This is a genomic window from Rhodococcus erythropolis R138, assembly GCF_000696675.2.
Classification (GTDB): domain Bacteria; phylum Actinomycetota; class Actinomycetes; order Mycobacteriales; family Mycobacteriaceae; genus Rhodococcus_F; species Rhodococcus_F erythropolis.
The window spans coordinates 6162513-6180885 of sequence record NZ_CP007255.1 but is presented as its reverse complement, the minus strand read 5'-3'; the positions used below and the strand labels follow the sequence as shown (position 1 = coordinate 6180885).

Sequence of the window (18373 nt, the reverse complement as noted above, 5' to 3'; positions counted from 1 at the left end):
TCACCGAATCATGTGAAGACGGAAGTAGGGACAGCAATGCCAACTCGTACCGCACGCACCGCCTGGAACGGCACCCTCGAAGCCGGGTCGGGACAGGTCGAACTCACCAGCTCGGGTGTCGCGACCTTCGATGTGTCGTTCCCCAAGCGCGCAGCTGAGGAAGCCGGCGGAACCACCAGCCCCGAAGAACTGATCGCCGCGGCACATTCGTCCTGCTACGCGATGCAGTTGTCGGCACTGATCGCCGAGGCCGGCGGAACCCCGCAGAGCCTCGACATCACCGCAGACGTGTCGCTGGGCCCCGACACGGTCGGCTTCAAGCTCACCGGAATCAAGCTCACCGTTCGCGCCGAGGTCGACGGCCTCGACGCCGACGGTTTTGCCAAGGTTGCCCAGGCGGCCAAGGAAACGTGCCCGATCAGCAAGGCACTGACCGGCGTCGACATCACGTTGGATGCGGCACTGGACTGATCACCTCGTGCTCGGGCGCCCCCTGCGGCGCCCGAGTGCGGTTGTGTGTGACGACCAGGTAGCTTGCGAACAATATCGGGAGCACCCACAGATCCGAGGGATCACGAAAGACCACGATCGGCAAGAGCTCGCCGCGGAATCCTCCTGCGGTCCAGCGGAAAAACCCGATCACCCACTCGTACGCGTCGCCGATCGGCGAGACCGTCTTCACCGCGGCGAAGCCGATGCCCGTGACCGCGATGGACCAGGCGATCGCTGCTCGCCCCGCCAGCTTTCGTCTGAGCACCTCGAGAACCGAGAGCAGAAGCAAGGGAAACAGGAACACGCCGGCGACGTCGGACAGCTTGCCCGTCATCGTGTTCCCGAATGCCCCTTTGAGTACGTGGTCGTTGACCAAGATGACGGCCACCGAGACCAGCGCCCACGGACTCAGCAGCAGATCGCCCGGGCGGTTCACGACAGGTTGATGGTTGCCGAGCCGGACGAGAACAGGTCGCACTTGAACTGAAGGCGAAGACCGGCGGCGGCTTCGGGGACCTCGTACGCCAGTTCGCCTCGCTTGGCTGCACCCGGCGCAAGCTCTCCGTCGACACTCGACGTGCTGCTGTCGGTGAACGTGATGTTGTACGACTTGTTGGTCGAGTCCTGCAGTTCGAAGCACATCATCGATGACACGGTCGACGGCTTGTCGCTGTTGTTGGTGACCTCGGTGTCGACCACGACGTAGCGGTTTCCGGGATCCGCGGTGATGAACTGATTGGTCGAGACATAGGGATCGACAACGCCGTGTACCTGGACGCGCCAGTCGCCCAGTTCGACGACGTCACCGATGCCGAAGGCAGCCGCGGGTGCGGCGGAAGACCCGTTGTCGTCGACCTTCTTCGCTTCGTCGGTCTCGCCCGAGGCGATGGTTGCGAACAGGGCTGCGCCGACGGCGAGGAGGGCGAGGGGAGTACGGAGTGATCGCATGATGTGCGCCTTTCGAGAGTTGGTATGGCACAAGTCAACGATGTGGGGACCGCTCACCGCTTCGGTCGAAAGATCGGGGAGCCTCATCCTTTCGGTCGGAGCTTGACGGTTCGTCCACCCGTTCGGCTGATTCGAGGCGTCGGTGGCGGTGGATACGCTTGCCCGGTGATCACCACCAAAGGAACCGTTGTGCGACGACGCGTATGGACTACCGCCGCCGTCGCGTTCAGCCTTTTCTGTTCCTTCATGACGGTGGGCATCGCAGGCGCGTCGGGAAATATGCCACCGGCATTGGTCGGGATCGGGTTCGTCCTGGGCGTGGCCGGTGGGATATCGCTTGTCTGGCGCCATCAACATCCCTGGGTGGTTCTGGCGATCACGCTGGTCGGCCCGCTGTTCTTCCCCACCGATGCGACGGCGGCGCTCATCGCGTTGTTCGCCGTTGCTCGGATCGCGCGTGGGCCGCGGCTTGCAGCAGCCGCGGCAGCTGTCTTCGTCGTGTGCGGAATTTCGTTGACCTACGACGCTTTTCGAAATCGTGAGTACTCCGTTCTCACGATGGGCACCGCGAAACCCAAAGACGGTTCGGTGGTTGTTCAATACGACGTCGCCATCTGGATCCCGTGGCTCGTCGCTGCCGTCATGGTCGGCATTGTCGTGGCGCTCTCGCTCCTGATTCGGACCAGAACCGAACTCGTCGAGGCCGAGCACGTACGGGATCTGGCCACCGAGAAAACCGACGTGATGCGCGACGAGATGATTCGCACCGAGGAACGAACGCGGATCGCTCGAGACATGCACGACACGATCGCGGCCAGTTTGAGCCGGATCTCGTTGTTCGCCGGCGGGTTGCAGGTCAGCGCGGCAGACAATCCCGAGAAGGTCGTCAACACCGCAGCGATGATCAGAACCACCGCACACGAGGCTTTGGACGAATTGAAGGGAATCGTCGGAGTGCTCAGGGGAAGCGGTGATCGCCGCGAACACGGTGGGCACCAGGGGATCGACGCGATCGGTGACCTGGTCAACGGTGCACGCGCGGCAGGCATCCACTGCCGTCTCGAATCCGAGTTGCTCCCGGGTGATGTCGGAATGTTGGCGGGGCATGTCTGTTATCGCGTCGTTCAGGAATCGTTGACCAACGTCCAGAAGTACGCGAGCGACCAGATGCTCGTCATTTCCGTGACCGGGTCGCCGCACGACGGAATCCGCATCCTCGCACGCAACAAGCTGAGCGAGCTTGCACCCATGACGTCGATCGGTTCTCGATCCGGCCTACGCGGGTTGGCCGAACAGGCGCGAGAGATCGGCGGCAAGGTGGAGGCAGGCGCGTTGGGGGACGATTTCCTCGTCAGTTGCTGGGTGCCCTGGTCGTCGTAGCCCTCCCACCCTCTAACTGTCGGGGACACTGGGTAATCTGAGCGCACTATGGACGCTGACTCGCGCATCACAGTTTTGATCGTCGACAACGACGCGTGGGTTCGGCGCGGGATGAAGGACATCCTGGAAGCAGCGCCGGACATCGTGGTGGTTGCCGAGGCCGAGGACGGCGATCAGGTCGCAGCCAAGGTCACTCGTTTTCGTCCCCACGTGGTGCTGATGGATCTGAAAATGGCACGGGTCGGCGGCTTGGAGGCCACGCGTGAATTGATGACCATGAGCAATCCACCGAAGGTCATTGCCATGACCGCCTTCGACGTCGACGACATGGTTGTGCAGGCAGTCGAGGCGGGCGCGCACAGTTTCCTGAGCAAGGACGCAGCTCCGCAGGCGTTCCAGCAGGCGGTGCGGGTAGTGGCGTCGGACCACTCGTTGTTCAGTTGCGATTCTCTGCGCGCCATCGTGGCCTCGTCGCCGCGTCGGCAAGCGCCCGATCAGACTCCGCTCGCTTCGCTCACCGAGCGCGAGCGCGAAGTGCTGACAATCCTGGCGACAGGCGCGGCCAACAGTGTCATCGCGGAGCGGCTGTACCTCGGTGAGACCACCGTCAAGACGCATATCTCTTCGCTGTTCGCCAAGCTGGGTGTGCCCAACCGCGTGAGTGCATCGTTGATCGCGTTCCGGTGTGGCCTGGTCACGTGACTCGGGACTAATCCCGACCCTGTTCGTTGTTGCACCTTCGGTGACTGATCAAATCGTGATTGACCAAGACGTGACCATCGAAGTGTGGTCGGACGTCGCTTGTCCGTGGTGCTACATCGGAAAGACCAGGTTCCTCTCGGCGCTGGATCGTTTCGAGAACAAGGACCGCGTCAACGTCATCTGGCGCTCGTACCAGCTCGCTCCGGAGACCCCGGTGGGAGAGGGCCGAACCGAACTCGACGCCTTGGTCGAGATGAAGGGGATGGCGCCTGATCAGGTACGTCAGATGTTCGCCCACGTCAGCGCGACGGCCGCCGAGGTCGGGTTGACCTTGGATTTCGAAACCGTGATCGCCGCCAATACCTTTGATGCGCACAGGTTGCTGCATCTCGCGGGTGAGCGGCAGAACGAACTCCTCGAAGCGCTGTTCAAAGCGCACTTCAGCGACGGCAAGGTGATCGACGACCGTGAGGTGCTGGTCGAGCTGGCCGTGAGCGTCGGCCTCGACGCCGATGTCGTGCGCGAGCAACTGGGCTCCGATGCCGCAGCGGAGGCTGTCCGCGAAGATCTCTCCATGGCCCGCCAACTGCAGGTCAGCGGCGTTCCGTTCTTTGTCGCGAACCGTGCGGTTGCCGTGTCCGGCGCTCAGCCCGAAGAGGTGTTTCTGCAGTTGCTCACTCAGGCCTCCGAACCGGCCTGAGTAAGGCGAGCGGCACGCACCGCCGGGGCGTTCGAAAACGGCAACAGATGTGCGCCGTTCACGGGGCAGGACAACGTCACGTGCGCTGCATCGACGAACCGGTACGGCTGCGCTGCAACAACTCCGGCGAGGTTCTTTCGCAGACGCGACATCTCGGCCCGCGCGGTCACCGTGCGGGCCGGGTCGCCGAACAGATCTTGCGCCAACCGCGATGCAGTCAGTCCCCGTCTCTCGGATCCGAGGAGGAACAGAATCTCCGCATGTCGTTGGGTGGGGGCGTATGCCCATTCGCCGAAACCCGACGTGACGGTCACCGACATGTTCTCGGAATCGCGCAGATCGATATGCACCGTGGGCGCGCTGATTCTCTCGCCGGTGGTGATCGGTCTAACCAGCCACCCGCCGGGAAGCGGATCCAGTTCGCAAAGGCCCAGTGCCGGGAACCATGTCCTGCCGGGAGCCAAAGCTGCGGGGAGCAGCACGCGCGAGCGATGAGGTAACGCGTCGACCGCTGCGACCCATCCGTGGGTGTCGATCACCAATGCGGGTGATCCGCTTCGTGCAAGCATCGGCCCTGCAACAGAACGTAGTTGATCGAGATTGTCCCGATGCTTGTCGCGCAGGTGTGATTGAGCGAGGCGTGCGACGGCGTCGACCAGGGCGAGCGTCGTGGGATGGACGGTCTTGGCAGGACCACTGATGTCGACGACGCCGATGACACGGTCGTCCCGCGGATCGCGGATGGGCGCCCCCGCACACGTCCACGGATGATGGCTGCGCGCATAGTGTTCCGCCGAGAAGATCTGAACCGCCTGTCGTGACACCAATGCCGTTCCGATGGCATTGGTGCCGACGCTGTCCTCCGCCCAGTTCGCCCCTTCGACAAATCCCAGACGCGCAGCTTGGTCCAGTACGCGATGGGACCCGCTGCGCCACAGTACAGTTCCGCGAAGATCTGCGACGACCATGATGTTCTCACCGCTCGCGGTGACCGATTCGAGTCCGCGTGTCACGTCGTCGAGCACGTCGTACAGTCCGGACTCACGACGACGGAGATCGAGTTCGGCGACGTCCATCGACGGTTCGACCCGGCTGTGCTCGGGATCGATACCGAGTTCGCGCAGGCGCTGCCACGATTGGCGAACCACGTCCCTTGGGCGGGCCGGTGCGCGGTCTCCGGCCATCGTCGCGTCGTACACCGCGGCGAGGGTCCTCGCGTAGTCGCGAGGATCCTCGCCGGGCGGCATCGCAGGCTCTGGCAACCGCTTTTTCAGTGAAGACACCGCTTTCGGCGAAGACGCCGCTTTCAGTGAAGACACCTCGGTCAGCGGTAGACGAGACCGCCGTCGATGAGACCGGCCTGCCCGGTCATGTAGTCGGAATCGGGCCCAGCGAGGTAAGAGACGAAACCGGCTACGTCGTCGGGGGTTTCAGCTCGACCCAGCGCAATTCCGCCGACGAACTTCTCGTAGGTGGCGCCCTCTGGTGCACCGGTCAACTCGGCGAACCTCTTGTCGATCGTCACCCACATGTCGGTGCCCACGACGCCGGGGCAGTACGCGTTGACGGTGATTCCGTCGGTCGCGTATTCCTTGGCCGCAGCCTGAGTGAGGGCCCTGACCGCGAATTTTGTTGCGCTGTAAACACCTAACATGGCGAACCCGTCATGACCGGCGATGGACGACGCGTTGATGATCTTTCCGCGCTGACCGAGCGCCTGGAACTTTGCCGCTGCGGCTTGAATTCCCCACAGGACACCGTCGACGTTGACGCTCCAGATCTTGGAGACCTCGTCCGGCGTCGCATCGGAGATCGGGCCGACGAGAGCGATTCCCGCGTTGTTGACGATGACGTCGAATCCGCTCAACTCACTGTGCGCGTGTTCGACTGCGGCGTGAACCTGCGCGCGATCGCTGACATCGGCGATAAACGTCGTCGCACGACGACCGATCTGTCTGATCTCGTCGGCAACCGCATCCAGCTTGGTCTGGTCGAGGTCGACCAACGCGATGTCGGCGCCGTCGTGGGCGAGGCGGAGAGCGATTCCGCGTCCGATTCCTTGGCCGGCGCCGGTGACCAGTACTACCTTGCCCGTGATGCTCATGCAGATCTCCTCGTAAGCAGTGAACCAGTCGGTTGTGAACCGGTGAGTGATTTGTATGTGACGGCGACCACAATGCGGAAGGGTTGCACCGTGTTGCAATTCCGGAAAATCGGACAGCAGTTGCAACCCTCGGCAACCCTCCCGGTACCCCGCGCGACGGTTCCATAGTTGCGCCACCACTTCGCGAATCATCTTGCGAGACAATCTGGGAGAGGGCACATGACCGCTACAGTCGACACACCCACGGAACCGGCCACGCCGAGCCGACAACCGTCACGCCGCTGGATCGGGTTCGGGATCGCGAACCTCGTGATCGTTCTCGTGCTGGCCGTGGCGAGTTGGTACCTTCTGGCCGATCCGACCACCAGTCCCTGGAGTTTCTATCCTCTGCCGTTCAACGCGGCGCTTTTCTGGGCAATCCTTTTTGTTGTGTTCATCGGCTTCAATTGCGAGTTCGCCGGCTTCGATCGACTCCCACAGTCGGCGAAAGGCTTGGCGATCATGGTCGCGACCGCGGCCTTCGCCGTCGTGGTGACGTGGCTCCTGGCAAACGGCTTGGGGAGTTTGTACCCGGATTTCGCGGCCGATCGTGAGGGCGGCCTCGGATATTTCGCGGGTGCGCTGTTCGTGCTCTTCGGCTTCGGGACCTGGGTGATGGTGGTCCTGAACTGGCAGCATTGGCCGTGGACTTCCCTAGGGATGAAGCAGCCGTTGGTGGGTTTGTGTGAGATCGCGTTTGTCGCCGTTCCGACGCTGGCGCTGTACTTCGTGTTCGGTCTGCCGTCCGTGTCGCTGTCCGCCACGGATCCGTTGATGACCGTCGACACCGTACTCGGGTGGTTCTACTGCGTCGTGGTGGTCGTGATCCTGACTGGCCAGACGCTCGACAACTGGCCGTGGCGACTGTTCGGCGGCGGCGGTAAGACGGCGCTCGCAGCCACGATCGGTAACTTCGCCGTCGGAACCGGCTTGTACTTCGTGGCACTTCCGGTCGTGAAGGTGTTGGTGGGAAGCGATGCCGTTGCCGAGTTGGGTGGTGTGGTCCATCAGTTCCCGGCGCAGCTCGGTGTGTGCTGGGCCTTCTGGATGATCTTCTGGGCCAACGCCTTCGGTAACAAGCCCACGGGCTTTGCGGACGGGGTCAACCTGGCGATCCGCGCGCTGCTCACGTTTGCGCTCGCGGTGGTCACATTCTTGTTCTATTACCGCTTTGCGGCAGAGCACATTCTTCACGAGCCGGCAGTTGTCGACGGATTGCACGGCAATGCACTGGGTTTCGTGGACTGGGCCGTGTTGTGGACGCTGTTCTACGTCGTGGGATTTCAGTCGCTGGGACTCGGCAAATTCAAGCCTACTGAGGGGTGAGTCGGTTGCCCGCACATCGGTGCGGGTAACCGGTATCGGGCGGCGGCACCGCGCCCGCTGATTGCAACAGACTGCAACGCTTGTGACCGGGGCCACTTATGGGATGTGCTGTGTGTCACATTCACAAACAAGGAGAAGTGATGACGCAAACCATCGATTCCGCAGTCACCCCCGAGGTGAAGTTGACGGCGGTGACACCTCAGGAACGCGTCGACGCCTGGCTGGCGGATTTCGAGTCGGCCCTCGCGGCTCGTGACATCGAGCGTGTGGCAGGCAAATTTGCACTCGACAGCTTCTGGCGAGACTTGGTGTCGTTCACCTGGAACATCAAGACCGTCGAAGGTCGCGAGCAGATTGCCGACATGCTCTCCGAGCGTCTCGACGACACCGATCCTTCGGGATTCCGGACCACCGAGACACCCGACGAAGCCGACGGCGTCACGTCGGCCTGGATCGAATTCGAGACTGCAACCGGTCGCGCGCACGGGCACCTTCGTTTGAAAGGAGATGAAGGTTGGACCCTGCTGACGTCGTTGCAGGAATTGAAGGGACACGAAGAAGGTAAGGGCACTCGCCGGCCTCGTGGAGCCAAGCACGGAGCAGACCCGAACCGCATCACGTGGGCCGAGCAGAAGGAGATCGAGGATCGCGAACTCGGTTACACCACACAGCCTTACGTCGTGATCGTCGGCGGCGGACAGGGAGGCATCGCCCTCGGTGCCCGGATGCGCCAACTCGGAGTTCCGGCCATCGTGATCGACAGCCACGAGCGGCCGGGTGATCAGTGGCGCGGACGCTACAAGTCCCTGTGCCTGCACGACCCGGTTTGGTACGACCACCTGCCATACATGCCGTTCCCCGACAACTGGCCGGTGTTCGCGCCCAAGGACAAGATCGGCGACTGGCTCGAGATGTACACCAAGGTCATGGAGGTTCCGTACTGGAGTTCCACGACCTGCACCTCTGCGTCGTTCGACGAGAAGACCCAGGAATGGACCGTCGAGGTCAACCGCAACGGCGAGAAGCTGACGTTGCGTCCCAAGCAGTTGGTGATGGCGACGGGTATGTCCGGCAAGGCCAACGTTCCGACGTTCCCCGGGCAGGACAAGTTCCTCGGCGATCAGCACCACTCGAGCAAGCACCCCGGCCCGGATCAGTACGTGGGCAAGAAGGTCGTCGTGATCGGGGCCAATAACTCCTCGCACGACATCTGCGGCGCACTGTGGGAGAACGGCATCGACGTCACGATGGTGCAGCGCAGCTCGACGCACATCGTGAAGTCGGATTCGCTGATGGATTTGGGCTTGGGCGATCTGTACTCGGAGCGAGCACTGGCCGCGGGCATGACGACACACAAGGCAGACCTCACGTTCGGTTCGCTGCCGTACCGGATCATGCACGAGTTTCAGATCCCGGTGTACGACGCAATCCATGAGCGCGACAAGGATTTCTACGATCGCCTCGAGAAGGCGGGCTTCGAGCACGACTGGGGCGACGACGGTTCAGGTCTGTTCATGAAGTACCTACGCCGCGGCTCGGGGTACTACATCGACGTAGGCGCGGCCGAACTGGTCGCGAACGGGGACATCAAGCTCGCGCACGGCAACATTCGTGAGCTGACCGAGAACAGCGTGATCCTCGAAGACGGTACGGAATTGCCTGCCGACGTGGTGGTCTACGCGACCGGCTACGGCTCGATGAACGGCTGGGTGGCGGATCTGATCGGTCAGGACACCGCCGACAAGGTCGGCAAGGTGTGGGGCCTGGGGTCGAACACCACCAAGGATCCGGGACCGTGGGAAGGCGAGCAGCGCAACATGTGGAAGCCGACGCAGCAGGAAGCGCTGTGGTTCCACGGAGGCAATCTGCACCAGTCGCGCCACTACTCGCTGTACTTGGCGTTGCAGTTGAAGGCGCGTTACGAGGGCATCCCGACGCCGGTGTACGGACTGCAGGAAGTGCATCACCTGAGCTGAAATAGAACTGCTGTGCGCCTTTATTAACCGCCCGCGGTTAATAAAGGCGCACAGCAGGTTCAGCGAAGGGCGTACTTCTTTGCTACTTCGGTGTTCTTGGTCGCGCGCTCGGTGAGGAAGGCGAATGCCAACCCGAGTACGAGCCAGAGCGTCGCCTGCGTAGCGAGCGAGGAAAGTCGGAACTCCCACAGCAGAGTTGCCGGGAAGTCCTCGCCCACCTCGTTGATGCCGGGAAGCGAGACGTAACCGATCGTGGCGATCACCAGGAACGCAGCCACCGGAGCAGCGATGCGCACGCTGAGGAACTCGTGCCCGGAAACTGCCTTTGCCGCCGCTGCTGCCGCGGTGACGGACAGTAGCCCGAGAATCACGGCGGCCAGCCACAGCAGTGTGCGCTGGTTGATGGTGTCGGGATCTCCGACGGCCGGCGGATTGGCCGGGTACTTGAAGAAGGGCACGGCCTCGATGGCCAGCCAACCACCGACGGCGATGGTGATCGCCAACAACGGCCCGGACATTCCGGTGAGTCGTCGAGCGTAATTGGCAACGACCGAGAAGATCGCCCCGAGTGCCAGTCCGGCCAGCGCTGTGGCCAGGAACAGCCCGGCGCGCTGCCCGTCGCGGCTCACCAGTGGTTCTTCTTCGTCACCGTGCGAATGCCCAGCGGCTTCGCCGGCAACCTCACCGGTGGCGCTGTTGGCTTCTTCGATCGCAATGGCGGCATTGACGTGCGGTTCACCCAGCACGAATGCAACTCCGCCGGCAAGGATGCCTGCGATCAAACCAGCCAACAAACCACGAATGAGAAGCTTCGTGAAATTGTCGACTAGTGGCACGGCAGGCCCATCAAGTGTCGACCGTCGTGCATCAATTCATGCATGTACATGCCGGTGCGAGAGATAGCGCCCTGGTCGAATCCGACCAGGTAGAGAGCGAGCATCGCGAACAGAACTACTGCAGCGGCGAGGAAAGCAAGACGAGTCGAATCGATCGACGTATCGGGAGAATAGGCGAGAGCCATCGAAGCCTCCTGGGATTTTCGCGTCCCCTAGGTCCATGCGATGGCCGAAGTGTCTGGCTGTCGAAATAGTCGTGCCGAAAAAGGCACTTCACCTCGAATTACAGTGGCGCGACCGCTCCGGGCTTTCACCGGATTCCTGTCGGACCATCGCGTTTACATGCGAACTTTTGCACTACTGCCCGCACCGTGTCAACGCGTGAAGCCGAGATGACCGTCGATTGTGCCCGCCAAGGCGGGCACAATCGTTCGAGATCAGCTCTTTGCGGCGACGTCCAGGACAACTTCGAACTCGAGCAACGACGCACCCGAAGCGACGGGCTTCGCACGCTCGCCGGAATGGGCTTCGCGGGCAGGGCCGTCACGCCAATCGGCGAACGCCTGCTCGGACTCCCACTGCGTCACCACGAAGTAACGGCTCTCACCTGCGGTGGGGCGGAGGAGTTGGAATCCGAGAAAGCCCGGGGAGTTCTCGACTGCATGAGCGCGTGCTGCGAAGCGCTTCTCCAGTTCGGGGCCGGCGCCCTCGGGGACCTCGATTGCATTGATCTTCACGACTGCCATGCAAGCGACATTACCCGCGCACCTTCACCGCGTACCGTGACACTCGTGTTGCATGACGAAGGTGGAACAGGACAACCGATTCTGTTGTTGCACGGCCTCATGGGCAGCTCGAGGACGTGGCGACGCCAGGTGCCGTGGATCCGCGAGTTCGGCCACGTCTACACGTTCGACGCCGCCGGTCACGGCCGGCCCGCGCCGTCAGAGCTGACCACCGAGGCATTCGTCGACGACCTGGCATCTGCCGTTGCGTCCATCGAGGAGCCGATGATCGTGATCGGCCATTCGATGGGGGCTCTGCACGCGTGGTGCTTCGCCGCATCGCATCCCGAAAAGGTTTGTGCACTGGTCCTCGAAGACATGGCTCCGGATTTTCGCGGACGCACCGCCGCGGATTGGGCTCAGATGATCTCGGCGTGGCCGCAGCCGTTTGCTTCCGAGGACGCGATGAAGGAATTCTTCGGGCCCGTCGCCGGCCAGTACTTTCTCGACTCTTTCGACCGCCGCGACGACGGGTGGTACCTGCACGGCGAGGTGTCGACCTTCCGCGACATCTCGGAGGAGTGGGGCACGAGGCATTTCTGGGATCAGTGGAAGGCGATCGACGTGCCGACCTTGCTGATCGAGGGAGAGTTCACCATCACCCCCGAGGGACAGATGCGAGAGATGGCCGAGAGGCCGGGAACTCGGTACGTACGTATTGCCGATGCAGGCCACCTGGTTCACGACGATCAACCGCAGCGCTATCGCGAAGTGGTGACGGAATTCCTTCAGACGGTGAGCTGACTGCGGATCGACGCGCCCACCTGCTCCAGTTCGACGGCTCGCCTGGCCAGGAGTCCGGCAGCGAACTTCGCCTTGTCGCCGCGATGGCGGGGGACGACGTGGAGGTGCGAGTGGAACACGGTTTGGCCCGCGGCACGCCCGTCGTTGACCAGAAAGTTGACTCCGTCAGCGGCGATGTCGCAGCGGCGTAGAGCTCCGGCGATGAGCGTGCCGACGCGGAACATCTCTGCGCCCTCGTGGCTTTCGAGAGCATCGAGGTTTTCTGCATGACGCTTGGGGACCACCAGGGTGTGCCCGCGACTCACCGGTCGGGCGTCGAGAAATGCAAGAGTCGTCTCGCTCTCGTGGACGAGAATCGCCGGCTCGGTCAGCGCGACGATCTTGCAGAAGACACAGGTATCGGTGCTCATGCCTACAGAATGTAGTCCGAATCAGATCCGACCCGGGACTACAGCAGGCGCAGCTGACGTGCCTTCGTGATCGCTTCGTTTCGATTGTGTGCGTCGAGCTTCTTGTAGAGAGTGCGCAGTTGAGTCTTGACGGTGTTGACGGACACGTACAGTTTGTCGGCCATCGCGGCCGACCCCATGCCGAGCGCCAGGAGTGAGAGGACCTTCTGTTCGCGTTCGGTCAGCTCCACGATACGTACGGATCCCGGAAATGATTCCGCAGGAGCACTTTTCGAGAACTCGGCGAGTGCACGCGATTTTGTTACTGCCATCGATTCGAGTTTCTCGACGTCCGCCGATCCGATGGTCGCGAACGGACGCAGAAGTCCGGTTTGGTCCGCGATACTGCACGCTCTGGACCACTCCTGAGAGGCGAGTCGAGGCTCACCCAGCTCGGAGTGTGCAACCGCTTGCACCAGAAGCGATTCCATCTGTGCCCGCGGATAGGATTCGCCAGACCAGTCGAACTGATGACACAGCGCCACAGCGGCCTCGTTCTGGCCGATTCGCTGACGTAAACGCGCCACCGACGCGAGCGTCCACGGGTTGGCTGCAGGATCGGCAATTTCCTTGGCCAGAGCCGTCGCCTTGTTTCCCTCGCCGAGTGCGAGCAGGAGATCGATTTCTGCGGATTGCAGCAGAGGAAGCGCGAAAGACGTGGCCGTGTACTGCTTGGAATGCACTCCAATCGCGTTGTGGAGCAAGGGCAGAGCGGAAGATGCACTGCTCTGAGTCAGGGCGAATTGGCTGTGCGCATAGACGACGAACGCCCATAGCTCCTCGGTGTCGGACGGAACGCCGAGGTCGGTCAGTGCGATACGTGCGTCACCGAAGTCGAGTGTGTCGAGAGCGGCGAGAGCCCGTGCCGTCAAGCCGGCGATCTTGACTACAGGTTCGAGCCAACCCCCGGGGTCAGGATGCTTCTGTTCGAGTTCGAACCAGTGTCTGGCCTGCCGCGGCTCACCTGCCAAAGCCCAATTCAGGGCGGCACTACCCGCAGAGTTGCGAGCGATGAAGTCGACTCCGTGAGACAGGGCGCCGTGGTATGCCATTCGAGCCTTGATCGTGGATTCGGTGAACCTGCCGCTCAATTGAAAATTGATCGCCCATTGAAGTCGCATCAGGGGGAGTTGTGCGCTGACCGCTTCCGGATTGTTTTCCAGCGCACTGCGGCTGAGGTGAGACAGCCGCCTGGTGGTCTCTGCCGAGAGCCCGTATTCACCGGCCATCCTGAGCATGATCGATTGAACGCAGGCGATGCTCAAGGCGTCCTTCGCGCTGGGTTGGGCGCCGAGTTCCCACAGTTCGGCCGGCGATTCGGGTAGCAAGTCGATTGCCGTGGATCGCTTGCTCGGATGCATCGTGAACAAGGCACGCCCGGCCTCAACGGCCGAGTGCTTGTCGGCAGCTTCCGCCGGAATCCGTTGGAGGGCGGAGCGAACCGAGTCCAGGTTATGCACGATCATCGTCACCCAATGTTGTTCGACGATGTCTACTGCCAGGGTCCAGTTCTGTGCCTCGACCGCGTAGTCCAGCGCCGACGCGTGATGACCGTTGTCGAGTCGATTGTGAGCGAGGAATGAAAGACGTTGCGACGGATCGATTCCCACGCGAGTGTGGTGCGCGAGTATCGATCGTCGAATGGCGGGAGGCAATTCCCATGTTTCGTCGGCTTCGGCCTCGACGCGCGACAACAAGCCGGCTGTCTCCAGCGTCACGAGCCGCGAGCGGATCTCATGAACGGTTTCGGCAGTGTCAGGGCGCTGGGACTCGAACAGCATTGTGGCGACGCCGACGGTGATCGATCGACCAAAGGCGGTCGCGAGTAGGAACTCATGTTGCTTTAGGCGCTCAGCGGTGGCGAGAACGGAATCAGTCACGTAATCGTCTATCGCTTGCGCGGTGTTCGTTTTGATCTCCCGCTCACGGTTGCTGTTACGTGAGTCCCTGACGGCGGCGACTGCGGCGCGAACCAATGCGGGCAGCCCACCCGTCAGGGATGTGATTTGTTCTGCATCACCCTCAGCCGTGCGCACCCCCGCCTGTTCCAGCAATTGGGCGGTATCGGATGTCGTGAACAACAGCTCATCGGCGCCGATGACCTCGTGATCCGTGTCGAGAAGGTATGGCTCGGCGAACATGCCGAATCCCGAGAGCGTGACCACGAGGTCCAGGTTGTGGCAGAGGGTGAGGAGATCGATCAACTGATCGTCCAACTCTGGTTCCGATATCAGATCCGGCCTGATCAGCACGAGCAGTACGGGGCGGCTGAGGGCGTTCAGGGATTTGGCGGCAGCGGTGAAAGGATCGGCGAGATCGTCGACGTCGGGCAGTGCGATTCCGGCAGCGTGGATTCGATCGAGGACAACGGCCCAGAAATCTTCGAGTGTCGACGAGGGCTGTGGGGCCGAGACCCAGACGAGTATTCGTTCGGATGCCAGATGGGCGCGCAGCCACGATGCGATCAACGACGATTTCCCGTGGCCGTTCGGTGCACGGACGACGGTCAGAGCGGCGCGTCGATCCAGTTTCGCGAACAGTGCTTGCCGAGGAATCGACTCGGTGAGAGTGCGCCTTTCGGGAATAGCTGCCCAGTCGTGGCCGTCCCTCCCGAACATCAACGCGGACCCTTTCTGCTTTCACGCCCCACGCTAATTGGCGGATTTGGGCGGATTGTCTCGATCCATCTATCTACAGGGAGGAGCGTAGCTGGTGCGAATCCAGAGCGTGTCATCCCGGGCAATTCACCCGCGACTTCACCCCGGGTGAGAGAAGTTCACCCACATAATCATGCCGTCACCATTGGCTTTCGAGTCCCTCGAGCGACTTCTATTGAACGTAGCTCGGGATTCGCCAAATCTGGTCGAGAGTGCCCGACCGGGCCCCGAGGGTCGGCCATCGAAGGAGCGTCGTGAGAACTCGTCTGTCAGAGGTGTGGTCGAAGGCGGTTACGGTCCGACTCCGACCGAGAGCGTGCGCCCGAAGAGTGCGAGGCGCAGTCGTGGTGACAGGAGTGTTACTTGTCGGCGCAGCTGCGCTCGGTGCGCTACCGATGCAGTCGGATGTTCGATTGGCAGCCGAGGGAGAGTCCGCTTCTCCCTTCACCGTCGAGTTGACGGCGATTGACGGTGCGCCGCCCTTCGACCCCGGTGACGGTCCAGGGCTCGATACCGGACCGTCCAACGGTATTGTCCGAGAGGGTGATCCGGTGACGTATGTCGTAGACATCGGCGTCCGGGGCAACCCGCTCTCGGACGTGGTCGTGCAGCTTCCGGTGCCTCGAGGTTTCGTTCTACCCTCCGTGCCTGACTACTGCGGAGACGGCTCGGGTGTCGACGAGTTCGGGTTACATTGCCTGATAGGCAATCTGGAAGCGGACCGGTACTTCACCCGGACAGCGACGATGACTGCGGGAAAGCGGGAAGACGCCGACGGTCTATCGATTGCTGCACTGGTCACCGCAGATCGAGGGGCGGCTCGCGTGCGGTCGGACGATGTCACCGTGCGGGTGGCGACCACCCCGGGAGTGTGTGATCCACAAGGGAATTCTGTTGGTGGTCGGAGAGACCAGGGGACAGCTGTCTCGGCAGATGGTCGGATCTCAGGTCTGGTGACGTCGGGCATCTCGGAGGCGGTGGTGATCAACGGCGTCGATCAATGCGGGCACGCGATAGCGCGGACGGTGAAACCGTTCGAGGGTCGCTTCTCGTTTGTCGGACTCCTGCCGGGGACGTATCGCGTCACGGTCGACGGCCGAGCGCCGGTGGACGTGGTGTTGGAACCAGGCGCAATGGCGGTCGGTGGCCTGACGTTCTGATACAGCTCCACAGTGATAGCAACACCTGAAACAGTTCAGAACCAGTTGGAAACAGTCAATGGAGGATCCAGTGCGTGAAAGCCTGGGCGTGGTATTCGAAAACAATTCCATTTCAACAGCTCTCGTAGATGCGGACACACCCCTTCTGGGCTCGATCGACGAGTTCCGTCATCCGTGGGGCGCGAACGGGACTGTTCCCTCTGCGCAAGCGTCGGCACGCGCGCTCGCCTCCGCTGCCGAGGTCGCCACCGGTCGGGCCCTGCGCTCGAACCTGTGCCCCACCGTCGTCGGAGTGATGTGCGAGCGCGCGGACGTGCGCGAATTTGTCCCGGATTCATTGTCCTCCAGCACTTTCGAGAACATCGAGTTGGTCAACGGTCTGGACGCTCGCCTTGCCTACTTGCGGACGGTCGACGCCCTGAATGGTATTTCGCCGATTCTCGCATTCTGGCCGGACGGCAGTGAGACTGTGATCGCTGCCATCGATCCGCGCGCGGGCGTCGTGGACTCGGCGCACCGTTACGCTACCGCCGAGTTGCTTACAGACAGCTCGACATTTGCTGCGACATTGGACCTGCTCGTCGCTGAACGAAACCCCGTGCCCAAGATGCTCGTCGCCATGCTCGGCAAGGAAGAGTCACGGCAGTTGTCCGCCGAAGCCGCCGAATCGGTAGGGCTCGGCTTCCTGTATCTCGGCGAGCGCGCCCAACTGGCGATAGGCGCTGCGCTGGTGGCGGCCGATCGGGGGAGCGAGGTCAGGTCCGCTGGCGGCGCGGCTGTTCAGCCCGTCAACAGAATCCGGTGGGCGGCGGCGATAGTGCTGCCGCTCCTGCTCATGCTGACGGGATTGCTGATCGCTCTGTCGCCGGACGGGTCGCGAGCGGTGTCCACTGATCGCCCGAACGTCGGCGCCGAGCCGGCGAACCCGACGAGCGGGCCACCGTCCGGAGCGGCCCTACCGATCCTGACGCTCCCGCCTTGCGACCCGGTGGTACCCGTCGTTCCCGCTGCGTTTCGGCGTTCGGATCCTGAAGTTGCACCACCCCAGACCGTCGAACCAGCAGAAGCATGCGACCCGATGCGAGTGGGCTAGGGCGTACCTTCTCCAGCCAGTGCAAACAGGCCGTCATCGGTCTGCTCGACCAGTCCGTCGACCAACAAGGAATGTAGTGCGCGGTCACGCTGACCAGGATCGGTCGGCCAGACGATGTCGAGTTGCGCGCGTTCGACCGGACGGTGGCTATCGCGCAGAACGGCCATCAATTTTCCGCGAACTTGGCGATCGGTGCCCGCGAACTTCTGCACCTTCTTGGGTGGTCCGGTGTGTGCCGGTTTGCCCGAAGCGACCCACGCGCAGTTCGGCAAAGGGCAGTTCTCGCAGTTCGGCGTCCGCGCAGTGCAGATCAGTGCACCGAGTTCCATGAGAGCGGCGCTGTAGGTGGCGGCGCGCGCTCGTGTCCGTGGCAGCAGCGCCGCGACGTCGGCGAGGTCTCGCGTGTTGGACGGATTGCCTGGTTCCGCATTGCCGTGGACGGCTCGCGCAACTACGCGTCGTACGTTGGTGTCCACCACCGGCACTCGCTGTCCGTAGGCGAAGCACGCCACGGCGCGGGCGGTGTACGAACCGATTCCCGGTAGCGAGAGCAGGGTGTCGACGTCTTCCGGCACCACGTCACCGTGCTCGGCGGCCAGGACGCCCGCGCATTCGTGTAACCGAAGCGCGCGTCGTGGGTAACCAAGTTTGCCCCACGCGCGAAGTACTTCTGCCTGACTCGACGCTGCCATCGCGGACGGTACCGGCCAGCGCTCCACCCACTCTTCCCAGATGGGCGCAACGCGCACCACCGGCGTCTGCTGGAGCATGATCTCGCTCATCAGGATCTGCCAGGCACTGACGCCCTCGCGTCGCCACGGCAGGTCACGAGCCGTCTCGGAGTACCACTTCAGTAGCACCGAAGATTCCACTGCCACTGCTACCGACACACTCCTCGAACCTGTGCTCCTGGTCGACGAAGGACACGTCGACTTGTGGACGCCACTTTATCGGCAGTCACCGACACGGCTGCCTGTGACGC

At 62.5% G+C, this 18373-nt stretch carries 19 protein-coding genes and 1 riboswitch; of the genes, 9 read left to right on the top strand and 10 right to left on the bottom strand.

Going from position 1 to position 18373, the window contains the following annotated elements; all coding sequences use genetic code 11:
* The first annotated feature begins 36 nt into the window (after positions 1 to 36).
* Positions 37 to 471 (top strand): OsmC family protein, encoded by a 435-nt coding sequence (locus tag H351_RS28360; RefSeq protein ID WP_003945839.1) that lies wholly within the window; start codon positions 37 to 39, stop codon positions 469 to 471.
* Here the strand turns inward: H351_RS28360 and H351_RS28355 are convergent.
* Positions 446 to 928: a hypothetical protein gene (locus H351_RS28355; protein ID WP_020906087.1), complete on the bottom strand. Its 483-nt coding sequence runs from the start codon at positions 926 to 928 to the stop codon at positions 446 to 448. The two genes, H351_RS28360 and H351_RS28355, sit on opposite strands and share 26 nt — an antisense overlap.
* The gene (locus H351_RS28350; RefSeq protein WP_029254417.1) at positions 925 to 1440 is read right to left on the bottom strand and encodes a DUF4352 domain-containing protein; all 516 of its coding nucleotides are present in this window, start codon (positions 1438 to 1440) and stop codon (positions 925 to 927) included. Before H351_RS28350 ends, H351_RS28355 begins: the two co-directional genes overlap by 4 nt.
* Positions 1441 to 1464: 24 nt before the next feature.
* Between H351_RS28350 and H351_RS28345 the strand changes: the two genes are divergently transcribed.
* From H351_RS28345 to H351_RS28335, 3 genes are read left to right on the top strand one after another with little or no spacing between them, the layout of a single operon-like run.
* Positions 1465 to 2820 (top strand): sensor histidine kinase, encoded by a 1356-nt coding sequence (locus H351_RS28345; RefSeq protein WP_029254418.1) that lies wholly within the window; start codon positions 1465 to 1467, stop codon positions 2818 to 2820.
* Between the two features lie 48 nt (positions 2821 to 2868).
* Positions 2869 to 3522 carry a response regulator gene (locus H351_RS28340; RefSeq protein WP_019746809.1) on the top strand — a complete coding sequence of 218 codons (654 nt, stop codon included), beginning with the start codon at positions 2869 to 2871 and terminating at the stop codon, positions 3520 to 3522.
* 55 nt (positions 3523 to 3577) lie between these two features.
* Positions 3578 to 4222, top strand: coding sequence for a DsbA family oxidoreductase (locus H351_RS28335; protein ID WP_232816808.1), 645 nt, complete (start codon positions 3578 to 3580; stop codon positions 4220 to 4222).
* Here the strand turns inward: H351_RS28335 and H351_RS28330 are convergent.
* Positions 4201 to 5469, bottom strand: coding sequence for a GAF domain-containing protein (locus H351_RS28330; RefSeq protein WP_021342794.1), 1269 nt, complete (start codon positions 5467 to 5469; stop codon positions 4201 to 4203). The genes H351_RS28335 and H351_RS28330 overlap by 22 nt on opposite strands.
* A gap of 77 nt (positions 5470 to 5546) precedes the next feature.
* A complete protein-coding gene (locus H351_RS28325; RefSeq protein ID WP_029254419.1) occupies positions 5547 to 6326 on the bottom strand; it encodes an acetoin reductase in 780 nt (259 codons plus the stop codon).
* Positions 6327 to 6545: 219 nt separating this feature from the next.
* Between H351_RS28325 and H351_RS28320 the strand changes: the two genes are divergently transcribed.
* Positions 6546 to 7691, top strand: a complete 1146-nt coding sequence (locus H351_RS28320; RefSeq protein ID WP_029254420.1) for a hypothetical protein — start codon at positions 6546 to 6548, stop codon at positions 7689 to 7691.
* A gap of 140 nt (positions 7692 to 7831) precedes the next feature.
* Entirely contained in the window at positions 7832 to 9667 is a 1836-nt protein-coding gene (locus H351_RS28315; protein ID WP_029254421.1) for a flavin-containing monooxygenase, read from the top strand.
* A 59-nt stretch (positions 9668 to 9726) separates the two neighbouring features.
* On the opposite strand, the gene H351_RS28310 is transcribed toward H351_RS28315, so the two are convergent.
* The 3 genes from H351_RS28310 to mhuD all read right to left on the bottom strand — a co-directional run bounded on the left by H351_RS28310 (position 9727) and on the right by mhuD (position 11249).
* Positions 9727 to 10503 carry a CbtA family protein gene (locus H351_RS28310; RefSeq protein WP_019746815.1) on the bottom strand — a complete coding sequence of 259 codons (777 nt, stop codon included), beginning with the start codon at positions 10501 to 10503 and terminating at the stop codon, positions 9727 to 9729.
* Positions 10494 to 10688, bottom strand: coding sequence for a CbtB domain-containing protein (locus tag H351_RS28305; protein WP_003945915.1), 195 nt, complete (start codon positions 10686 to 10688; stop codon positions 10494 to 10496). Before H351_RS28305 ends, H351_RS28310 begins: the two co-directional genes overlap by 10 nt.
* 25 nt (positions 10689 to 10713) lie before the next feature.
* Positions 10714 to 10852, bottom strand: a riboswitch (cobalamin riboswitch).
* 88 nt (positions 10853 to 10940) lie between these two features.
* Entirely contained in the window at positions 10941 to 11249 is a 309-nt protein-coding gene (gene mhuD, locus H351_RS28300; RefSeq protein ID WP_007726927.1) for a mycobilin-forming heme oxygenase MhuD, read from the bottom strand.
* A gap of 45 nt (positions 11250 to 11294) precedes the next feature.
* Here mhuD and H351_RS28295 point away from each other — a divergent pair, with 45 nt between their 5' ends.
* Positions 11295 to 12032: an alpha/beta fold hydrolase gene (locus H351_RS28295; RefSeq protein WP_029254422.1), complete on the top strand. Its 738-nt coding sequence runs from the start codon at positions 11295 to 11297 to the stop codon at positions 12030 to 12032.
* Here the strand turns inward: H351_RS28295 and H351_RS28290 are convergent.
* Together H351_RS28290 and H351_RS28285 are read right to left on the bottom strand one after the other, a co-directional pair.
* Positions 12017 to 12442: an HIT family protein gene (locus H351_RS28290; protein WP_019746817.1), complete on the bottom strand. Its 426-nt coding sequence runs from the start codon at positions 12440 to 12442 to the stop codon at positions 12017 to 12019. The genes H351_RS28295 and H351_RS28290 overlap by 16 nt on opposite strands.
* A gap of 38 nt (positions 12443 to 12480) precedes the next feature.
* Positions 12481 to 15099 carry a helix-turn-helix transcriptional regulator gene (locus tag H351_RS28285; protein WP_029254423.1) on the bottom strand — a complete coding sequence of 873 codons (2619 nt, stop codon included), beginning with the start codon at positions 15097 to 15099 and terminating at the stop codon, positions 12481 to 12483.
* 383 nt (positions 15100 to 15482) lie between these two features.
* Between H351_RS28285 and H351_RS28280 the strand changes: the two genes are divergently transcribed.
* A complete protein-coding gene (locus H351_RS28280) occupies positions 15483 to 16298 on the top strand; it encodes a hypothetical protein (protein ID WP_244891411.1) in 816 nt (271 codons plus the stop codon).
* Positions 16299 to 16368: 70 nt separating this feature from the next.
* Positions 16369 to 17391, top strand: a complete 1023-nt coding sequence (locus tag H351_RS28275; protein ID WP_244891410.1) for a hypothetical protein — start codon at positions 16369 to 16371, stop codon at positions 17389 to 17391.
* Here H351_RS28275 and H351_RS28270 read toward each other — a convergent pair.
* Complete coding sequence (locus tag H351_RS28270) at positions 17388 to 18269, bottom strand: HhH-GPD family protein (RefSeq protein WP_029254426.1); 882 nt, start codon at positions 18267 to 18269, stop codon at positions 17388 to 17390. The two genes, H351_RS28275 and H351_RS28270, sit on opposite strands and share 4 nt — an antisense overlap.
* Positions 18270 to 18373 lie beyond the last annotated feature (104 nt).

Excerpts from the sequence above, each read along its gene's own strand:
- H351_RS28360 (WP_003945839.1), top strand. The coding sequence starts at position 37 with ATGCCAACTCGTACCGCACGCACCGCCTGGAACGGCACCCTCGAAGCC.
- H351_RS28350 (WP_029254417.1), bottom strand. The coding sequence starts at position 1,440 with ATGCGATCACTCCGTACTCCCCTCGCCCTCCTCGCCGTCGGCGCAGCC.
- H351_RS28345 (WP_029254418.1), top strand. The coding sequence starts at position 1,465 with ATGGCACAAGTCAACGATGTGGGGACCGCTCACCGCTTCGGTCGAAAG.
- H351_RS28340 (WP_019746809.1), top strand. The coding sequence starts at position 2,869 with ATGGACGCTGACTCGCGCATCACAGTTTTGATCGTCGACAACGACGCG.
- H351_RS28330 (WP_021342794.1), bottom strand. The coding sequence starts at position 5,469 with ATGCCGCCCGGCGAGGATCCTCGCGACTACGCGAGGACCCTCGCCGCG.
- H351_RS28325 (WP_029254419.1), bottom strand. The coding sequence starts at position 6,326 with ATGAGCATCACGGGCAAGGTAGTACTGGTCACCGGCGCCGGCCAAGGA.
- H351_RS28320 (WP_029254420.1), top strand. The coding sequence starts at position 6,546 with ATGACCGCTACAGTCGACACACCCACGGAACCGGCCACGCCGAGCCGA.
- H351_RS28315 (WP_029254421.1), top strand. The coding sequence starts at position 7,832 with ATGACGCAAACCATCGATTCCGCAGTCACCCCCGAGGTGAAGTTGACG.
- H351_RS28305 (WP_003945915.1), bottom strand. The coding sequence starts at position 10,688 with ATGGCTCTCGCCTATTCTCCCGATACGTCGATCGATTCGACTCGTCTT.
- mhuD (WP_007726927.1), bottom strand. The coding sequence starts at position 11,249 with ATGGCAGTCGTGAAGATCAATGCAATCGAGGTCCCCGAGGGCGCCGGC.
- H351_RS28290 (WP_019746817.1), bottom strand. The coding sequence starts at position 12,442 with ATGAGCACCGATACCTGTGTCTTCTGCAAGATCGTCGCGCTGACCGAG.
- H351_RS28285 (WP_029254423.1), bottom strand. The coding sequence starts at position 15,099 with ATGTTCGGGAGGGACGGCCACGACTGGGCAGCTATTCCCGAAAGGCGC.